Origin of the sequence: Kitasatospora papulosa (assembly GCF_000717245.1) — a bacterium.
In the GTDB taxonomy this organism is placed as follows: domain Bacteria; phylum Actinomycetota; class Actinomycetes; order Streptomycetales; family Streptomycetaceae; genus Streptomyces; species Streptomyces papulosus.
In genome coordinates this window covers 499844-518595 of record NZ_JNYQ01000001.1, presented here as the reverse complement: position 1 = coordinate 518595, position 18752 = coordinate 499844, and the positions used below count along the sequence as shown (strand labels likewise).

The following is an 18752-nucleotide window of genomic DNA, read 5'->3' as shown; positions in this document are numbered from 1 at the left end:
GCTGTCGAAATCACGAAGGACCTGCTCCAGGGGGTGCCGGTTGTTTCACGTATAGAGGGAAATGTGAAGATGCGGCTTCACGCACTCGGGCCTCCGAGTTCACCGAAGTGAACGCGGAGGCCCGTAAAAGTACATTTGTCAAGAATTATTACACATCTTCCTGACGGTCCAGGACGGAGGCCAGAGCCTGCTCGAAACCGGAGGCTTCGCTGACGTCGCGGGTCGGGTCCTGCTGCCGTACGTCGATGACGTGCCCCGTCATCGCGGACAGGAGGACGTCGAGCGAGGTGCGCGCCACGGCCTCGGAGGAGAGCAGCGAGCCCTCCGGCTCCTGGCCGAACGCCTTGGTCCGCATGGGGGTCGCGGTGCGCTCCGGGTTCACGCAGTTGACCCTGATGCCCTCGCCCGCCCACTCGTCGGCGAGCGCCTGGGTGAGGTTCACCATCGCGGCCTTGGTGGAGGAGTAGAGGCTGTACTCGGCACGGCCCCGGGTGTAGCTGCTGGAGGTGTACAGGAGGAGCTGCCCCTGGGTCTCCGCCAGGTACTTGTACGAGGCGCGGGCGATCTGCACGGGCGCCAGGTAGTTGACGTTCAGCGCTTCCTGGATCGTCGTGTTGTCCGTCTCGGCCAGCTTGCCGATGCGGAGCACACCCGCGGTGTTGATCACGTAGTCGACGCGGCCGGTCTCGGCGTACGCCTTGGACAGCGCGTCGTCGATGTGCTCGGGGTTCTCGACGTGCGTACCCGTGGTGGAGCGGCCCAGGGCGTACACGTTCGCGCCGTACTGCTCGGCCAGCGTGGCGATGTCGGCGCCGATGCCGTACGAACCGCCGAAGACCACCAGGGTCCTGCCCGACAGCAGCTCGCGGTACGCGGCCTCGTCGGCCTGGCGCGGAGCGGCCGTGGAAGCCAGCTGGAAGAGCTTGTCGGTGATGAAGACGTCGACCGGCTGGGTCACCTTCATGTTGTACTCGTCGCCCGCGACCACGAAGATCGGCACGTCGGGGAGGTACCGCAGGACGACGGAGCAGTCGTCGGTGGCCTGGAAGTTCGGGTCGCCGGCCGCGACCTCGTACGCCTTGCGGATCGTGGACAGCTTGAACGCCTGCGGGGTCTGGCCGCGGCGGAGCCGGGAACGGTCCGGGACGTCGGTGATGAACTCGCCGTCCTCGCCATGGGTCCTGGTCACGATGATCGTGTCGGCGGACGGGATGGCGACGTCGACCGCCTGGTAGCGGCCGAGGGCGTCGACGCAGTCCTCGATGACACGCTGTGACAGCAGCGGGCGGACCGCGTCATGGAAGAGGACGTTTCGGTCCTCGCCCTCCGCGAGCCCTTCGCCGAGGGCCGCGATGGCACGCTCGGTGGTCTCGTTGCGGGTGCTGCCGCCCTCGATGATCTTGATGACCTTGGTCAGCCCGGCCTTGGCGACGATCTTCTCGACGTCGGGCACGAAGCCCGGTGCCATCAGCACGATGACATCGTCGATGCTCTCGGCGTTCTGGAAGATGCTCAGCGTGTGCTCGATGACCGCCTTACCGGCGATCTTCAGCAGCTGCTTGGGGATCGAGAGTCCCACACGCTGACCGGTCCCACCGGCGAGCACGACCGCTGTGGTCCGGGGCTTGGCTTCGGGCGGCACAGACACAGACGACCTACCTTGCGATGACAGGGGGGAACAGTGTGATGGTCGCACTCTCCGTGACCGTCTCGCAAGGCGGACGTTTAACTGCGCTCGCCCCTGGGAAACCCGCCGTTCACCGCCTGGCCAGGCGGATTGGTTCCTCCGGGGAGGACGCCCGGAGTGACGGACTCCACAGACGTGTCACGCAATCCGCACATCCTGAGTCCCCGCACCCCCCGCCACCTGGCAGTTCCCTGTGGATCCGGGCACCCCCGCAGTGCGGGAGCGCCCGGAGGCGGCGGCCTAGAAGGGGTCGAACTCGTCGTACTCGCGCTGCGGGTCGTCCCGCTCCGACTCGCGCTCGCGCCGTCGCTGCGCGGCGGGGCGGGGCGCCTCCATGCGGTGATCCTCACCGCGACGGCCCAGCATCTCGGCACCGGCGGCCATGGTCGGCTCCCAGTCGAAGACGACCGCGTTGTCCTCGGGGCCGATGGCCACACCGTCGCCGGCCTGGGCGCCCGCCTTGCGGAGCTCGTCCTCGACACCGAGGCGGTTGAGACGGTCGGCGAGATAGCCGACAGCCTCGTCGTTGTTGAAGTCGGTCTGCCGGATCCAGCGCTCGGGCTTCTCGCCGCGCACGCGGTAGATGCCGTCCTCCTCGACCGTCACGGTGAAGCCTGCGTCGTCGACGGCCTTGGGACGGATGACGATGCGCGTCGACTCCTCCTTCGGCTTCGTGGCCCGCGCCTCGGCGATGATCCCCGCCAAGGCGTAGCTCAGGTCGTTGAGACCCTTGTGCGCGATGGCCGAGACCTCGAAGACGCGGTAGCCGCGCTCCTCCAGGTCGGGGCGGATCATGTCGGCGAGGTCCTGGCCGTCCGGGATGTCGACCTTGTTGAGCGCGACGATGCGCGGGCGGTCCTCGAGGCCGCCGTACAGCCGCAGCTCCTCCTCGATCATGTCGAGGTCGGAGAGGGGGTCGCGGTCCGACTCCAGCGTCGCGGTGTCCAGGACGTGCACCAGGACGGAGCAGCGCTCGACGTGCCGCAGGAACTCCAGGCCGAGGCCCTTGCCCTGGCTGGCGCCCGGGATGAGGCCAGGGACGTCCGCGATGGTGTAGACGGTGGAGCCCGCGGTGACGACGCCCAGGTTGGGGACCAGGGTGGTGAACGGGTAGTCCGCGATCTTCGGCTTGGCGGCGGAGAGCACCGAGATCAGCGAGGACTTGCCCGCGCTCGGGTAGCCGACGAGCGCGACGTCGGCGACGGTCTTGAGCTCCAGGACGATGTCCCGGCTCTCCCCCGGCTCACCGAGCAGGGCGAATCCGGGCGCCTTGCGGCGGGCGGAGGCCAGCGCGGCGTTGCCGAGGCCGCCGCGGCCGCCCTGGCCCGCGACGAAGGTGGTGCCCTGGCCGACGAGGTCGGCCAGGACGTTGCCGGCCTTGTCGAGGACGACCGTGCCGTCCGGGACGGGCAGCACGAGGTCCTGGCCGTCCTTGCCCGAACGGTTGTCACCCGCGCCGGGCTGGCCGTTCGTGGCCTTGCGGTGAGGGTGGTGGTGGTAGTCGAGCAGCGTGGTCACGGACTGCTCGACGACGAGGATGACATCGCCGCCGCGTCCGCCGTTGCCCCCGTCGGGGCCGCCCAGCGGCTTGAACTTCTCACGGTGCACGGAGGCCACGCCGTGGCCTCCGTTACCCGCGGCGGCATGCAGCTCGACGCGGTCCACGAAGGTGGTCATGGTGGGGCCTCCAGGTACTGCGGAAAAATACGGAATTGTCTCTTGACGTAACGCGCCGAGGGCGGACCCGCTTCCCCGGTTACCGGGAAAGCTGAGATCCGCCCTCGGAAGGTGCTGTGACGTTCAGCCGTTGCCTGGATCAGGCAGCGACGGGAACGATGTTCACGACCTTGCGGCCACGGTGCGTACCGAACTCCACCGCACCGGCGGTCAGCGCGAACAGCGTGTCGTCGCCGCCACGGCCGACGCCCGTGCCCGGGTGGAAGTGGGTGCCGCGCTGGCGGACCAGGATCTCACCGGCGTTGACGGCCTGACCGCCGAAGCGCTTCACGCCGAGCCGCTGAGCATTGGAATCGCGCCCGTTCCGAGTGGACGATGCGCCCTTCTTGTGTGCCATGTCTCCTCAGTCCCTTACTTCGCAGCCGCGGGGATACCGGTGACCTTGATCGCCGTGTACTGCTGGCGGTGACCCTGGCGACGGCGGTAACCCGTCTTGTTCTTGTAGCGAAGGATGTCGATCTTCGCGCCCTTGTGGTGGTCCACGATCTCGGCCTGGACCTTGATGCCGTCCAGGACCCACGGGTCGCTGGTCACGGCGTCGCCGTCGACAACGAGCAGGGTCGAGAGCTCGACCGTGTCGCCAACCTTGGCGGTGGAAATCTTGTCAACCTCAACGATGTCGCCGACAGCAACCTTGTGCTGGCGACCACCGCTGCGCACGATGGCGTACACGCGGATCTCTCTCTCACTCGGAACGGATCCCCTGATGCCAGCCGCCCGCACGGGCCGGGGCCCGCGACAGTCCGGAAGGATGAGCGGCCTCCCCCGGGGACGGATCACCGGGAGGGATGTGCTCAGGGGGTGGGCGCACATGGAACACGCCGGGGGTCAAGGCTACGGGGGCGGGGTTGGAGAGGTCAAACCGAGCAGTAGTGCCGAGTCGTACACATCGGACCCGGCTCCGCGGCCGAAACATGACGGCACGGCTATCGCATCGGTCGGCATGACCGTTCCGACACAGTCCACATTCGAAAGTCCCGTTTCACACGGGGCGCCGCCAATCGAGCCGAACGAGAGGCCGCTTGCGTGGGTCTGGATCACTCAGCTTGAAGGACCGGCTGACAACTGCTGAGGGCGAGGCTGACATGTGGAACGGCGGTTGAGGTCCGTACATGGCGTACGGACCTCAACCGCCGTCAGGCATACATTGCGACGACGTGCCCTCTCACCGCATCGGGATTACGGCCAACCACGAACCTTCGCTCTGCGACCAAAACCACCGGCACTAAGCCTCACCGGACTGCAATGATCGCTTACGATCCGAGATGCGCAGTTGCCGGCAGGAGAATCGTGGAGCCATCTCAATCCGCGAGGGCTTCCAAGAAGTATTCGTGTGTGGACAGATCGAATGTCATCCCCGTCAGCCTGCCGAGAGCCTCAGCTTGACTTTCGTTGATCGGATACACGTCCACCAGACTCCCCGACTCCCTCCCAAGAATCCTTGCGAGGGAATCCCCACCAACTTCGGATATGTCGAACTCGCCGTCCGGCTCGTCCGACTCCCCTTTGTAGGAAACAATCACAAATTTCATGGCTGCACTTCTCTGCTGGGGTCGGCGGGCTTGGTCTGAGCTCCGGTATCAGGGTCAAACTCCCCCTGGTGTTTTCCGCGCTTATTGTACTTCTCTACCGCCCCATGCTGAGAGTCCCACTCGTAGATCGTTCCCTTGCCGTCCTTCCAGCGCTTGCGCAGGCCTCCACCGCCCTGCACAGGCGTCTTGGGCTTGGCCCGCTGCGCGCTGGGGAACCCCTTGAGCGTCGACGGCGCGGGAACAGGGCCGGTTACCACCTTCTGGGTTGCGCTTTGCCTCGCCTGAGCCTCGCGAAGCGCCGTTCCGAGACCCTGATCGAATCGGCCGATCCCGTCGGCGGCGCCGTAGGCACCTGAGACGATGAGCCCTGCGCTCATGGCAATTGCAGGAGCGCCGGCAAGACAACCGACTCCGGTGAGACAGACGGCACCTCCGAGGAGCCCTTCACCCATCCCGCCCCCCATCATGACGACACCCAGGGCCATCTCGCCTGCACCTATCCAGATATCGGGGTTACCCAGAATCGAAGTGGCGTAGATGCCGAAAGTCTCAGCTCCTGCTTCCAGCCAGTCCGGTATCCAGCCGTCATCTGTTTCTTCGGCCGGTCCCTCTTCCGCTTCAGCCTGCCGCCAGGCTTCCTCTGATTCGCGCCACTCCTTGAGTTCCGCCTGCTGCTTGGCGACAGCCGCCGAAAATGCCTCCGTAGCCGCTTGGTCGGCCGCCTCGGCATCCTTGCCTGCAGCAGTGGCGGCCCTGCGCGCTTGCTCGACATCCGCCCACGCGGCGGCGGCGGAGTTGCGCGCCCAGCCGGCCGACGCTTCGGCTTCCGTGGCGTACTGAACTGCTCGCGTGACGGCTTGGTTCGCGTCAGCTTGGGCATTGCGCGCAGCCGTTGCCGAGGCGGCGGCATTCGCCGCGGAGGCCTCCGCGTCCTTGGCTGACTGAACCGCTTGCGCGGCATAACCCTGAGCGTCAGCCGCCGAATCCTTGGCCTGTTGCGCGTAGACGGCAGCCTCCGCCGCGGCCTTGCGGGCCTTCGCCGCGACCTCTTGAGCGAGTGAAGCGTCCCGCTGTGCCGTAGCAGCGGAACGAGACGCTTGGGCGATCAGCTGGTCGACCTGGGCAACGTGCGTGGCACTGAGCTCATCTTGGCGTTTTGCCCTGTATTGACCGTTCTTGATAAATTCGTGCAGCTGCTGCTCCGGGCCTTCCAGAGCAACGCGGGCACCAGCCTTGACTTCAGCACCACCACTGGCGATGAGCTGGGCAGCACGAACACGTTCGTCCTGGGTTCGGGCAGCGTACTGACCGGTGGTGGCGAACTGCCTGTAGGCGTCGACCGATCCCGATGCCAGCGCCGCACGCCCCGCATCTCGAACCACCTCGCCCCCCACTGAGATGACCTGCGTGATGTAGACGCGCAGGTCATCGGTGAAGGCCTGGTACTGACCCTCAGTCAGGAAGGTGTTGATGGATGCCTGGTCGCCCGTGAGCGCTGTCTCGGCCGCAGCACGAATTTTGTCGGACGGCGATTCCAGGGCGAGGGTCTCCACACGAGTGCGGTTGTCCTGCTCGACAGCTTCCGCTCTGCCGGTACGGATGTACTCGACGACCACATCGTCCGCGCCGGCCAAAGCAACTTCAGCGGCCGCACCGCTCCAGGGCCCCCGGATCTGCAGGGTCCGGAGTGCGATCTCCCGGCCCTCCTCCGCGAGAACCGGAATGTCAGCTCCGGACTCAGCAGCTGTTGCGGCCAGGCGCTGGGCGTCCGCGTCAAGATCCTTCAACTCTTCGACCGACGCCTCACCGGCCGCCTTACGGGCATCCTGCTGTTCCTTCTGATCACGGGCCCGCTCTATGGCAGCGTTGGTTCGGGCGGTCAGCTCTTCGGCCTCGATCTGGCGAGCCAGAGCGTGCACTTCGTTGGCCTTCTTGACCGCGTCCGTAGCCGTGTTCGCTGCTGCCTGAGCGGCCGCGGCATGCGCGGTGGACTTGGTCGCGGCTGTGGCCGCCTCACCGGCGTGTTCCGCGGCTTCGTCGGCAGCGTCGGCCGCGTTCTCCGCGTGGTTGGCAGCAGAGTTCGCCGCGTCCCGAGCTTCGTTGGCGGCGGCTGCTGACTTGCGGGAGAGGGCGACGGCCGCGTTGGCCGCACGGGTCGCCTCAGCCGCGTGACGGCGGGTGGCCGCAGCAGCGGTACTCGCTTGTGCGGAGTGCGCTCCGGCTTGATCGGCATACTCGCTTGCCTGGCCGGCCGCATTGGCGGCCGCAATGGCATTGGCACCGGCCCCCGCTGCTGCCTGGGCCGCGTCACCCGCGGCGGTCGCGGCAACGCCGGCCTGCTCGGCGGCGCCTGCAGCGAGCCTCGCTCCCTTGGCGGCAGTCCGCGCTTCTTGGGCAGCCTTACGCGAGGATTCAGCCTGAGTGGCATCTGTGGCTGCACCCGCAGCCGCGTTGCGGGCACGCGACGCAGCCTGCGCGGCGCCTGCGGCCGCAGACGCCGCTTGAGCAGCGGCACTGGCTGCCACATTGGCGGAGTTGTTCGCCGCACGTGCCGCATCAATTGCTTGCTGGGCTGCCGCAGCAGCCTGCTTCGCCGCCGAAGCGGCGCGGGAGGCAGCGGACGCAGCGGCCAGGGAATCGTTCCTAGCCGCCTCCGTCTCGTCACGTGCGCGCTCCGCCGCCTTCTTCGCAAGCGCTGCCGCTGCGACGGCACGCGCTGACGTTTCCTTCGCTGCGGTCGTCTCGATGGCAGCCTGCCGGCCGGCTTCCCGAGCCTGCTCGGCGAGTTGCGCCACGCTGGCGTACTCCTGGTCCCTGGAACGCGCTACATGCTGACCAACTTCCAGGAACTCCCGGATCTCGTCGGCAGAGCCACTAAGCGCGAGGCGACCCGCGGCTCGCACATTGGGACCGCCGATGCTCAGGATCTGGACAAGCTGAACACGCTCGTCCTGCTCCCGCTGAACGTATTGCCCCTCCTCCAGGAAGGCTTTGAGATCCCCGGACGCGCCGTTCAGCGCTGCACGCCCCGCCTCTTGCACGCCGGGTCCACCAGCGTCCACGATCTGCGCGACACGCACTCGCTGGTCCTGCTCCATCGGAGTTTTCCAGCCGTCTTCCAGGAATGTCTTCAACTGGGCGGGATCGTCGGCTCCGAGAGCGAGACGAGCGGCCTCCAGCAGGCTCTGGCCACTCACCGAGGCGATCATCGCCACAGCCACCCTGCTGTCTTGGTACTGGTACTGGGGTGCCTGCGCGAGAAACCTTGCTACGTCTTCGTCGGTACCCACCAGAGCGACCTCGGCGGCTGCCCTGAGACCAGGGCCTCCCGTCTTCCAATAGTCCACTACCCGGCCACGGTCGGTCGGCGTCGCCTCTGCCAAGGCCGCCAACTGTCCGGCGGCAACATCAGGCTCTGCTGCTGTAGCGGGTGGTGACCCGAGCGAGCCAAAAGTGAGGGCCAGCGGCAGCAGGCTCAGGACAAGGGCGCGTGTCGCGCGGCGCATGCCCCTCCGGTGGTCAGGTCGGGTGAATCTTCGCTTCACGGATTTTCCGTCTCTGATGTCGGTAACTCCCACTACCGATCTCCGAATATCGACACCGCGATCGTAAAGGAAATCCAGACAAGACAAGTCCAAACTGCCCCTTTTGTGAAACACGGGAGAGCGCAAGGGACAGCGACTTTCGGCCTGTTTGCAGTCTTGAAGCTTTCACACACCTTCGCCTCGAACACCTCCAGAGCGCAACGGAGCCCAGGAGCGAGCGAACAAGAACCATGGACCGAAATGCAGCATTGGTCGCAATTATGGACACCCACCCAAACGGACATATAGCGAGATAATGAATCATTATGGCGACCTTACCCGCAATTCGACTGTTTGACGTTCCATCACTCTCCGGCTACATTGCACTTACACCCTTTACTTTTTGCACACATATCTGGGCGGGGGCCTCCGGGTTCGCGGGCTGTCACGCCCGAAAGGAATCCGAATGACTTTCCGTACGCGCGCATTGTTCATTTCAGGAGCGATGGGCGCCCTGGCGGCGTTGATCGGTGTGCCGCTCGCTTTCGCCTCCGAAACCACCGCGTCCGCAGTGGGTGAAGAGGTCCCGCCGTCAGCAGTCGAGGACTTTTCCTATCCCGGCGCCGCCGACATCCTGGCGACCAAGGGCATCATCCTGAAAAAGGGTGACGGCCACATCCTCCTGGCCGACTGCGACCCCGCCGAGGACCAGATCCTTGTCAGGACCGTCGGTGACCCGGCCGTGGGCAGGGCAGACGAGTACTGCTTCCGCGCCACCGCCAAAACTGGCTACCTCACGCTTGAACTCCCCCGGGTGTTCATGCTCGAGCTCGCCACCTCCGAGCAGCCCGTCAGCGCCGACCTCACCGCAGGGGGCAAGACCACGACCGTGGACGTCGAAGCAGGCGGCTTCGCAAGCGTTGGCGAAGGCACCGTCGGCGGCGCCCGCTCCGTCCTCGTCGAGCTCCGCATCACCGGCTGACCCGGTTCGCGCTCAGGCAGCTCCCAGCAGACCGGATGCAGCACAGACCAAATTCGGGAGAAGCGTTCGCCGACCCCCGCCTGGCCTGTGACCAAGCGCAGACGCCGCTGCGTCGCCTGGAACCCATCCGTCTCTTTGCCCAAACTGCAAGGAACCCACGTGAACCTCAACCCTTCCCGCAGAGTGCGCGCCCTATCGCTGCTGGCCGCCACGGCCGCAGTCGGCGCCCTCACCCTCACCAGCCCCGCCCAGGCCGTCATCGGTGACGCCGTAGCCGACAACGCCTACGCCTTCACCGCGCAGATCCAGATCGGTGCAGGCGAGACCAGCCGTGCCTGCACCGGCTCCCTCGTCGACGCCCAGTACGTCCTCACCGCCAGCAGCTGCTTCGCGGCCGCCGGGCAGCCCGCCTTCCCGGTACCCGCCGGCGCACCGGCCGAGAAGGCCACGGCGACCATCGGGCGTAGGGACCTGACCGGCACCGCCGGCCAAGTCGTCGAGATCACCGAGCTGGTGCCCAGGGCGGACCGCGACCTGGTGATGGCCAAGCTCGCCACCCCGGTCACCGACATCACCCCGGCCCTCCTGGCCGCCACCCCGCCCACCGCCGGTGAGACGCTGCAGGCCGTGGGCTACGGCCGCACCGCCGACACCTGGGTGCCCGACCGCCTGCACGCCGGTGCGTTCACGGTCACACAGGCCGATGCCACCACCGTCGCCGTGACCCGGGACGGCGGCAGCATCTGCAAGGGCGACGCCGGCGGTCCCGCGCTGCGCGAGACGAACGGCAAGGCCGAACTCGTCGCCGTGCACAGCGCGTCCTGGCAGGCCGGCTGCCTCGGCTCCGAGGAGACCCGCACCGGCGCCGTGGAGACCCGCCTCGACGACATCACCGAGTGGGTGCAACAGGTCCGCGCCCTGCCCGGTGAGTCGCAGGTCACCTCCGGCGACTTCAACGCGGACGGCAGGGAGGACATCGCCGCCTTCTACGACAACGGCACCTCCCCCGAGGGCAAGAACCGGTCCTCGCTGTTCGCCTTCTACGCGACCAGCACCGGCTTCGCCGCTCCCAAGAACGTGTGGAGCACGCCCGGTGGCTTCACCTGGAGCAAGAGCAAGCTGACGGCGGGCGACTTCGACGGAGACGGCAAGGACGACGTTGCCGTCTTCTACGACAGCGGAACCTCCGACACCGGCGCCGTCTCCTCCCTCTACACCTTCACCAGCACCGGCACCGGCTTCAAGGCCCCCCGCAAGTCATGGACCACCACCGGCGGATTCAACTGGGCTGTCAGCAAGGTGACCTCCGGCGATTACAACGGGGACGGCAAGGACGACGTTGCCGTCTTCTATGACAACGGAACCTCCGACACCGGCGCCGTCTCCTCCCTCTACACCTTCACCAGTAACGGCACCGACTTCACCGCCCGCAAGACATGGACCACCACCGGCGGATTCACCTGGTCCGCCGGCCAGGTCACCTCCGGCGACTACAACAAGGACGGCAAGGACGACGTCGCCGTGCTCTACAACGGAGGCAAGTCGGCCGACGGCAAGTTCGTCTCCTCCCTCTACACCTTCCTCAGCGACGGCACCGTCTTCAACAACCCCCGCAAGTCCTGGACCAGCAGCGGATCATTCAACTGGAGTGCCAGCAAGCTGACCTCGGGCGACTACAGCGGAGACGGCAGAGCCGATATCGGCATCCTCTACAACCGCGGCACCACCGCAGAAGGCGTCCACCAGTCCGCGCTCTTCACCCTCACCAGCGACGGCACCGACTTCGCCGCGCCCCGTGAGGCCTGGACGAGCACCGGGTCCTTCAGCTGGGCCGCGAGCCAGCCCGTGAGCGGCGACTTCAACAAGGACGGCAAGGACGACATCGGCGTCCTCTACCGCTCCGGGACGACCGCCGACGGCCGACGTATCGACTCCCTGTTCTCCTTCACCAGCACGGGCACCGACGTACAGGCACCTGTCAGGCACTGGAGCGGCAGCGTCGTCTGACACGGCGCGGCAGGTCTTCCGAACCGCCACCGACGAAGAGGCCCGGCGGCAAGGTCCGGCCTGCGACAACGTAACTCCGGGCCCGCCCGCTCCGATACCCAGTCGAGGAACACAAGTGAACTTCAGACGCCCGCAAACGGTGCGTGCACTGTCGCTGCTGTCCGCCACAGCAGCCGTAGGCGCCCTCACCCTCACTTCCCCAGCCCAAGCGATCGTCGGGACTCCGGTCGCCGACAGCACTTATGCCTTCACCGCCCAGATCGAGATCGGTGACGGCGACAGCAAACGGGCATGCACCGGAGCCCTCGTCGACGCGCAATGGGTCTTGACCGCAAGCAGCTGCTTCACCGGCGGTACCACCGAGCTGCCCGTGGGCAAGCCGGCGCTGAAAACGGTGGCCACGATCGGTCGCGCCGATCTGAACGCCACCGGGGGCCACGTCAGCGAGATCGTCGATCTGGTGCCGCGGGCAGGACGCGATCTGGTCATGGCCCGCCTCGCCACCCCCGCGACCGGCATCACCCCGGTAGCAGTGGCCGACTCCCCCGTCGCCGCGGGCGACACCCTCACAGCTGCCGGATACGGCCGCACGAAGACCGAATGGGTGCCTGACAGGCTCCATACCGCGGCCTTCACCGTCGACACCGCCGGCGCCACCGAACTCGGCATCACCGGCAAGAGCGCCACCGACGCCATATGTAAGGGCGACACCGGCGGCCCTCTGCTGCGCGCCGTCGGCGGGAAGTTCGAACTCGTCGGCGTCAGCAGCCGTTCATGGCAGGGCGGCTGCTTCGGCGAGACCGAGACCCGCACCGGCGCGACAGCCGCCCGAGCGGACAACACCGTCCTCGGCTCCCGCCTCACCCCCGGCCAGCGCCTGCTTCCCGGCGAGACCCTCGCCTCCGCCTCGGCCAAGCTCACCATGCAGACCGATGGCAACCTGGCCATCACTTCCAACGCGGGCAAGGTCCTCTGGTCCACGGGAACCACCGACGCCGGTGCGACCGCGCTGCTGGACACCGGCGGTAACCTCGTCGTCCGTAACTCGGCCGACACCGCCAACCTCTGGGAGGCCGGGACGTCCGCCGCCGGCGGCGCCGCCGTCCTCCAGGACCGTGGCAACTTCGTCGTACTCAACGCGCAGGCCCAGTCGGTCTGGTCGAGTGGAACGGCCATCCGCCACGACTACAACGGCGACGGCCGCAGCGACATGGCTGCCTGGTACGACTACACCGACGGTCGAGACGCCATACACAGCTTCCTCGGTGGCACCGACGGCGCCATCACCAAGCCCTTCCTGTCCTACGATGTCGCGGACGGCGTCTGGGACACGAAGGCGATGAAGTACATCACCGGTGATTTCAACGGCGACGGCCGTGGGGACATGGCCGTTCTCAAGGGCTACAGCGACACCAGCGTCAAGCTGTGGGTCGCGCTCGGCAGGGCCGACGGCGGTTTCGGCACCCCGTACACCGCATGGAGCGCCCCGGCAGGCAGCTTCCACATCAGCTACATGACCCCCCAGGCCGGCGACTTCAACGGTGATGGCCGCGACGACATGGCGGTCTGGTACGCCTACGCTGACGGGACCACCAAACTCTGGACGTTCACCAGCACCGCCACAGGCACCTTCAGCGCACCTTTCAGCTCCTGGTCCGCTCCGACGGGTTCCTGGCTGCGTACCCGTACCAAGTTCATCACCGGCGATTTCAACGGTGACGGGCGCGACGACCTGAGTGTCTTTTACGGCCAGGGCGACGACACGGTGAAGACCTACGTCTTCCCGGCCGCTGCCAACGGAGGTTTCGCCGCTCCCGCCACGTGGTGGCAGAGTTCTTCCCTGGACTGGAACCGCACCACCCCGCACGCCGGCGACTTCAACGGCGACGGCCGCGACGACGCACTGGTCTGGTACGACTACACAGACGGCAGCGACAAGACGTCCACCATGCTCTCCGAGAAGGTCGACGGCAAGGACCGCTTCGGTTCCGCCAAGCTCACGCTCAACAGCCCTCCCGGCAATCTCGACGTCAGCCGCATGCAGTTCGTCACGGGCGACTACAACGGCGACGGCCGTGACGACCTCGCCACCATGGTCCACCAGGCTGACGGCACCGTGAAGATGTGGACTTGGACGGCCCGGGCCGACACCCTGTTCAACGGCGGGCTCGCCGGCTGGAGCGCCCCCGCCAGCAGCTGGGCCTTCGCCTCTGCACGGTTCTTCAGCGCCTACAACAACTGATACAGAAGTGGCCCTGTGCGGCTGCTCCGGCACCCTTCTGCCGGTGCAGCCGCACAGGTGTACCACGTAGGGATCCGTCGGGGCGGCAACGCACTGCCAGCCCCACAGACACCTCAGGCGGCTGTGCCGAAAGCGAGCGGCCTGCGGAAGGTACGCGCAGTCGGCGGAGCACGTCCCGGGCGGCCCCGAGAGCCTCACCTGGCGCTCGGCACCTGTGACGCCCAGTACGCTGCTCTGCAGATCGTTCAGGGGTGGCCGACACTGCCCATCCCACGCACACGGACGGCTCGTCGAGGGGGCGTTCGCCCCGGACGAATTCCCCGCACTCGAAGATGGTGACCCTATGCCGGCGGGCCTGATATCCACGCGAGAAACCCGTGACCGGCTCCCCTCGCTGACCGGGCTGCGCTTTTGGGCAGCTCTGGCGGTCGTTCTCTATCACCTGTCGCGGCAGACGGGAAAGCTGCCCTGGATCAGCGACCTGACCTGGTACGGGCGCAGTGGCGTCACCTTCTTCTTCGTGCTGTCGGGCTTCGTGCTGGCTTGGACGTACGACGGGAAGGCCGTGCCTCCCAGCGTCTTCTTCTGGCGGCGCTTCGCCAGGATTTGGCCTCTGATGGCCGCATCCGTCGTCGCCTCCGTCGCGGTATGGCGTTTCATGGGGACCGAGGTCTCCCTCCGGGGCGTCGTCGCCACACTGGGCCTGGTCAACTCCTGGACGCCCGAGCACCAGTACCTCGTGGGCGGCAATCCCGCCGCCTGGTCACTCAGCGACGAGGCCTGGTTCTATCTTCTGTTCCCGCTGGTAATGATGCTGCCGCTACTCCGCTCGACACGCGGGAGAACGTGGTGTGCCATCGCGCTGTGCGCCGCCTCGGTGGCCGTATGGGCGTGCGGCGCGCTGTTCGACGATCCGGCGATCCGGCTCTGGGCGCTCGACTACTTCCCGCCGACGCGCACTCTGCAGTTCGTTCTCGGTGTGGTCCTGGGCCTGGCGGTCAAGCGCGGGTGGCGCCCCCCGGTCCGGCTCCCGGTGGCGATCGCACTCGTCCTGGCCGGCCACCTCGCGCTGATCCCGTGGTCGCGCGCTGTCCCGGACGGCTTCTGGTACAGCCCTTACAGTGCCTCGCACCTGCTGTCCGCGCCACTCTTCGCCCTTCTCGTGGCCGCGGCGGCGGCAGCTGACCTCGATGGCCGCCGGACAGGGCTCGGCGGCTCCTGGATGATCCGGCTAGGGCACTGGTCCTTCGCCTGGTACCTGTTCCACGAGATCGTGATCAGATCGCTCGTCGGTCATCTGGGCCGGCCGGAGACGCAGGCCGGAACCCTGAAGATCTGGCTGCTCGCGCTGGGGATCAGCCTGATCGTCGCGGCCATGGCCTATTACTGGCTGGAACACCCGCTGGAACGCCTACTCCGCCGCCTGGGGCCGGGCGGGGGCACAGGTTCCCGTCGCCCCGCCAGGAGACCGCGGCGCGAGACGCTCCAGCCGGCCGCGTCGGGTGCGGCCCCGCCGAACGGGGAGAAGTAGGACCTTCGCCGGATGCACGCCCGGGTGAGGGCCTCTCCAGGCAGCCATGCCACGCGGAACCTCTCCGGCGGACGGCGGCCACACGTCCACAGGGGGTATCGGCACACAGCGGCCTCACCCCAGCTCGTATGCTCTCGGCAGGTCCACTCTCCGGAAGGTATGACACGTGAACTACAGGGTCCAGCCCACCGCACAGGTCGACGACAGCGCCGAGATCGGCGCCGGCAGCAGCGTGTGGGAGCTCGCCCAGATCCGGGAGGAGGCCAAGCTCGGCGAAGGCTGCGTGGTGGGCCGAGGGGCGTACGTGGGTACAGGCGTACAGATCGGTGACAACGTCAAGCTGCAGAACTACGCCCTGGTGTACGAGCCGGCCGAGCTCGGCGACGGTGTCTTCGTCGGTCCTGCCGTGGTCCTCACCAACGACCACAACCCGCGCTCGGTGGATCCCGAGGGCAAGCAGAAGCGCGGCGGCGACTGGGAGGCCGTCGGTGTGAAGGTCGCGGAAGGCGCTTCTCTGGGCGCCCGCTCCGTCTGTGTCGCTCCCGTGCGGGTCGGACGCTGGGCGATGGTGGCGGCCGGCGCCGTCGTCACGAAGGACGTACCGGACTTCGCGCTGGTGGTCGGCGTACCGGCACGCCAGGTCGGCTGGGTAGGACGGAACGGACAGCGCCTCACCGAGAAGACGGGCGAGCCCGGGATCTGGGTCTGCCCGCAGAGCGGCGAACTGTACGAGGAGCGGGACGGACTTCTGTCGGAGCGCCGGGCCTGACCCCCCGGGCGGCCGGATTTTTCGCTCCGGCGACGAGCGGCAGTCCCGGGTGGGCGTGTCTTCCGTCCGGCCCCCTGTGGAAAACTGCCTCATCAAGCTGTTCACAGGCTCGGCAGCCGGTTGCCGGTCCGCACGCGTCCTCCTGCGACGCCCCGCTCGAACTCGCGGTGATCAATCGGTGGATGGCGCCCCGACCGGCCGGCCGATCTCCCGCCGCAAGTGCCTGCGGCGCTTCCGTCAGCGTCTCGTCGCGGTGCGCCCGCGATAAGCTGGCCCCGCTGCGCCGCACGGATGTGCGACCTTCTTGATAACGCCTCTATATGATCATCAGGGCGCAGAGTGAACGTGCGAAGGGATTCAAATGAATAGCCACGTGCTCTATCTCGCACACGGCAGTTACCGAGTGCGAGCGGCACGCGAGCACGTGAAGAGCCTGGCGGGTTCCGGCGATCGGGTCTTGCTCGTGGTACCGGCCACGGAGAGCTGGGCGGAGGCCGTCGCAGAGCTGGAGACCCTGGACAACGTCGAAATCGTCCAGCTCACCCCGGACAAGAAGGGGTCGCTACTGAAGGCGGCGAAGAAGTTCGTCCTGGCCAGGACGGGACCCGCCGCTTCCGTCGACACGGTGGTCGCGGGCGACGCCCAGGCCCTGCCGACAGCCTGGATGCTGACGAAGAGGCGCCCCGACGTCACACTCCGCCTGGAGCCGTACGCGTCCGACGGCCGAGTCGCGGAAGCCGCCGACATCGCCGTGATCACCCCCTGGTACCCGTCGTCGAACAATCCCTATGCGGGCGCCTTCGTGAAGGCGGCAACCCGCAGCGTCGCCGACAAGTTCGACCGGCTCTCCATCATTCACACCGAGGACTGGTCCGGCCCCGCGGACGCCGCACTGAACGACGCGATCAAGATCACGACCGACCGTCTCCAGGACAACAGGGACCTGATCCCGGTTTTGGACACACCCGAAGGCACCCTTCTGCGAGTCCCGGTGCCTCTGGTTCACCGGAAGAACTACAGCCCCTGGGTCACCGCTCAGGAAACGGCGTTGCGGAAGGCGCTGCCCGGCGGCCGGATCAAGGCCCCCGTCATCCATGCCCACGCCGGCATCTACGGCGGTGTGCTCGCCATGCGGCTGGCCCAGCCCGACGCCCGCATCGTGGTGACGGAACACGCGACATTCCTGAACAAGGTCTTCTCCCAGCCTGCCGCACGCGCTCTCTACCACGACGTGCTGGTGCGGGCCGACGCTTTCCTCTGTGTCAGCACGTACCTGCGCGATCAGATCGCGGCCGAATTCCCGGACGTCGCCGACAAGCTGCGAGTGGTCCCGAACGTCATCGATTTCGACTCGTTCTCGACGGGCTGCGATTACTCTTCGGAACTGCGCAAGTGGCTGTATGTCGGCCGGCTGGTCAAACACAAGGGAGTGGGTGAACTGCTGGAGGCCTTCGCGCTGGTCGCGGAGAAGGACCCCCAGGTCACGCTCACCATGGTGGGCAGCGGCGCCATGGAGGAGGCACTCCTCATCCGCGCCGCGGACCTGGGACTGGCCGATCGCTTCACGGTTCTTCCCCCGGTGACGCCTGACGAGGTCAACGGGCTGATGCACCGGCACGATCTGCTCGTGCACGCGAGCAAGATCGAGACCTTCGGGATGACGATAGTCGAGGCTGTCGCTGCCGGACTTCCCGTCCTCGTGACCCGGAGCTTCGGGCCGGAGGAGACACTGTCCGGCATCGAGACCTTGGCCGGCTCGATGATGGAGGTCAGCGACGACCCTCAGGTCATCGCGGACGCCTACTGGGAGCTTCGCGCACGCGCGGCGGAGCTCGATCTCCCTGCCGCCCGCCGTGTCCTGGAGCAGCGGTACGGCGCTCCTGCCGTGGCCCAGCAGTTGATGGACGTGTACCTGGACCGTCCGTCGGCCCCATCAGCTGTCAAGGCGCCGGGCTCCCCCGAGGCAGACGTCGCCGCGGCGGAGGAACCGCAGGCCCCCGGCCTTTCCGCTCCCCTCGGGTCTGCGGAACCGGAGACCTCCGCCGGCCCACTTGCCATAGGGGCCGAGAGGGTCGGCAGGGCTGTGCTGCTCGCGCTCGCACCTCCCAAACCACGCCGTATCGCGGACTTCGCAAACCACCTGCTGGAACGTGGTGTGCACGTCACAGTGGTGACCGCCAACAACTCCGCGTGGCAGCGCACCGGCCTGGACCCGCGCGTGGCCATGGTCAGCATCGAGCAGGGCGAGAAGCGGCTGCTGATCCCCCGTGGTGAACGCTTCGTCGTCTACAAGGCACCGCGTGCCCTGCTCGGTAGAGCTCGCAGGACGGCCCGGAAGCGGAGGACGGCCATCACCTCCGAACTCGCTGTCGCTGCCACGCAGCGGATGCACAGCAGGGCAGCCAACGCGTTCCACAAGAACGTGTTCAACCGCGGGTACCGCGAGGTGAGGCCGCAACTGCTCGCCCGCATCGCTCGGCGCAAGGCACTTCCCGAACTCCGGCTGGACCTCACTGATCACGTGTTCGTCTGTGACATCAACAGCACCGTGACCGGCTGGAAGTGGGCCAAGTCGTACCCGAACCTCACGGTGACCACGAACCTCGACCGGACGATCTACGCGACACCGAAGGCCTGACAGGGGCGGGTTGCGGGCCCGGGCTCCATTCCAGGGCCCACAGCCGGTGAAAAGCAGAAAGCTGATGCCCGAATCATTAGGATTCGGGCATCAGCTATTCGTC

12 protein-coding genes are annotated in these 18752 nt (G+C 67.2%); 6 read left to right on the top strand and 6 right to left on the bottom strand.

Annotation, left to right across the window (positions count from 1 at the left end):
- Window positions 1–148 precede the first annotated feature (148 nt).
- From IA22_RS0102140 to IA22_RS0102115, 6 genes are all read right to left on the bottom strand, one after another.
- The gene (locus tag IA22_RS0102140) at window positions 149–1648 is read right to left on the bottom strand and encodes a bifunctional cytidylyltransferase/SDR family oxidoreductase (protein ID WP_014156316.1); all 1500 of its coding nucleotides are present in this window, start codon (window positions 1646–1648) and stop codon (window positions 149–151) included.
- A gap of 279 nt (window positions 1649–1927) precedes the next feature.
- Window positions 1928–3364 (bottom strand): GTPase ObgE, encoded by a 1437-nt coding sequence (gene obgE / locus IA22_RS0102135; protein WP_014156315.1) that lies wholly within the window; start codon window positions 3362–3364, stop codon window positions 1928–1930.
- A gap of 139 nt (window positions 3365–3503) precedes the next feature.
- Window positions 3504–3761, bottom strand: coding sequence for a 50S ribosomal protein L27 (gene rpmA, locus IA22_RS0102130; protein WP_014045902.1), 258 nt, complete (start codon window positions 3759–3761; stop codon window positions 3504–3506).
- A 14-nt stretch (window positions 3762–3775) separates the two neighbouring features.
- Window positions 3776–4096, bottom strand: coding sequence for a 50S ribosomal protein L21 (rplU, locus tag IA22_RS0102125; RefSeq protein ID WP_015577124.1), 321 nt, complete (start codon window positions 4094–4096; stop codon window positions 3776–3778).
- A 629-nt stretch (window positions 4097–4725) separates the two neighbouring features.
- Window positions 4726–4956: a DUF7683 domain-containing protein gene (locus IA22_RS33895; RefSeq protein WP_157840915.1), complete on the bottom strand. Its 231-nt coding sequence runs from the start codon at window positions 4954–4956 to the stop codon at window positions 4726–4728.
- Window positions 4953–8462, bottom strand: a complete 3510-nt coding sequence (locus IA22_RS0102115) for a colicin E3/pyocin S6 family cytotoxin (RefSeq protein WP_038271626.1) — start codon at window positions 8460–8462, stop codon at window positions 4953–4955. Before IA22_RS0102115 ends, IA22_RS33895 begins: the two co-directional genes overlap by 4 nt.
- 484 nt (window positions 8463–8946) lie before the next feature.
- Between IA22_RS0102115 and IA22_RS0102110 the strand changes: the two genes are divergently transcribed.
- From IA22_RS0102110 to IA22_RS0102085, 6 genes are all read left to right on the top strand, one after another.
- Complete coding sequence (locus IA22_RS0102110; protein WP_030122582.1) at window positions 8947–9462, top strand: hypothetical protein; 516 nt, start codon at window positions 8947–8949, stop codon at window positions 9460–9462.
- Between the two features lie 159 nt (window positions 9463–9621).
- Window positions 9622–11469 carry an FG-GAP-like repeat-containing protein gene (locus tag IA22_RS33890; RefSeq protein ID WP_157840914.1) on the top strand — a complete coding sequence of 616 codons (1848 nt, stop codon included), beginning with the start codon at window positions 9622–9624 and terminating at the stop codon, window positions 11467–11469.
- A gap of 115 nt (window positions 11470–11584) precedes the next feature.
- On the top strand, window positions 11585–13711 hold the full coding sequence (locus IA22_RS0102100) for an FG-GAP-like repeat-containing protein (RefSeq protein ID WP_051694755.1): 2127 nt from the start codon (window positions 11585–11587) through the stop codon (window positions 13709–13711).
- Window positions 13712–14054: 343 nt separating this feature from the next.
- Window positions 14055–15242 carry an acyltransferase family protein gene (locus IA22_RS0102095; protein ID WP_081889738.1) on the top strand — a complete coding sequence of 396 codons (1188 nt, stop codon included), beginning with the start codon at window positions 14055–14057 and terminating at the stop codon, window positions 15240–15242.
- Between the two features lie 166 nt (window positions 15243–15408).
- The gene (locus IA22_RS0102090; protein WP_030122578.1) at window positions 15409–16011 is read left to right on the top strand and encodes an acyltransferase; all 603 of its coding nucleotides are present in this window, start codon (window positions 15409–15411) and stop codon (window positions 16009–16011) included.
- 361 nt (window positions 16012–16372) lie between these two features.
- A complete protein-coding gene (locus IA22_RS0102085; protein WP_081889736.1) occupies window positions 16373–18649 on the top strand; it encodes a glycosyltransferase family 4 protein in 2277 nt (758 codons plus the stop codon).
- Window positions 18650–18752: the final 103 nt, after the last annotated feature.

What these genes read in the sequence shown, in the direction of transcription:
- obgE (WP_014156315.1), bottom strand. Translation starts at nt 3,364, where the DNA reads ATGACCACCTTCGTGGACCGCGTCGAGCTGCATGCCGCCGCGGGTAAC.
- rpmA (WP_014045902.1), bottom strand. Translation starts at nt 3,761, where the DNA reads ATGGCACACAAGAAGGGCGCATCGTCCACTCGGAACGGGCGCGATTCC.
- IA22_RS33895 (WP_157840915.1), bottom strand. Translation starts at nt 4,956, where the DNA reads ATGAAATTTGTGATTGTTTCCTACAAAGGGGAGTCGGACGAGCCGGAC.
- IA22_RS0102115 (WP_038271626.1), bottom strand. Translation starts at nt 8,462, where the DNA reads ATGCGCCGCGCGACACGCGCCCTTGTCCTGAGCCTGCTGCCGCTGGCC.
- IA22_RS0102110 (WP_030122582.1), top strand. Translation starts at nt 8,947, where the DNA reads ATGACTTTCCGTACGCGCGCATTGTTCATTTCAGGAGCGATGGGCGCC.
- IA22_RS0102095 (WP_081889738.1), top strand. Translation starts at nt 14,055, where the DNA reads ATGCCGGCGGGCCTGATATCCACGCGAGAAACCCGTGACCGGCTCCCC.
- IA22_RS0102085 (WP_081889736.1), top strand. Translation starts at nt 16,373, where the DNA reads ATGAATAGCCACGTGCTCTATCTCGCACACGGCAGTTACCGAGTGCGA.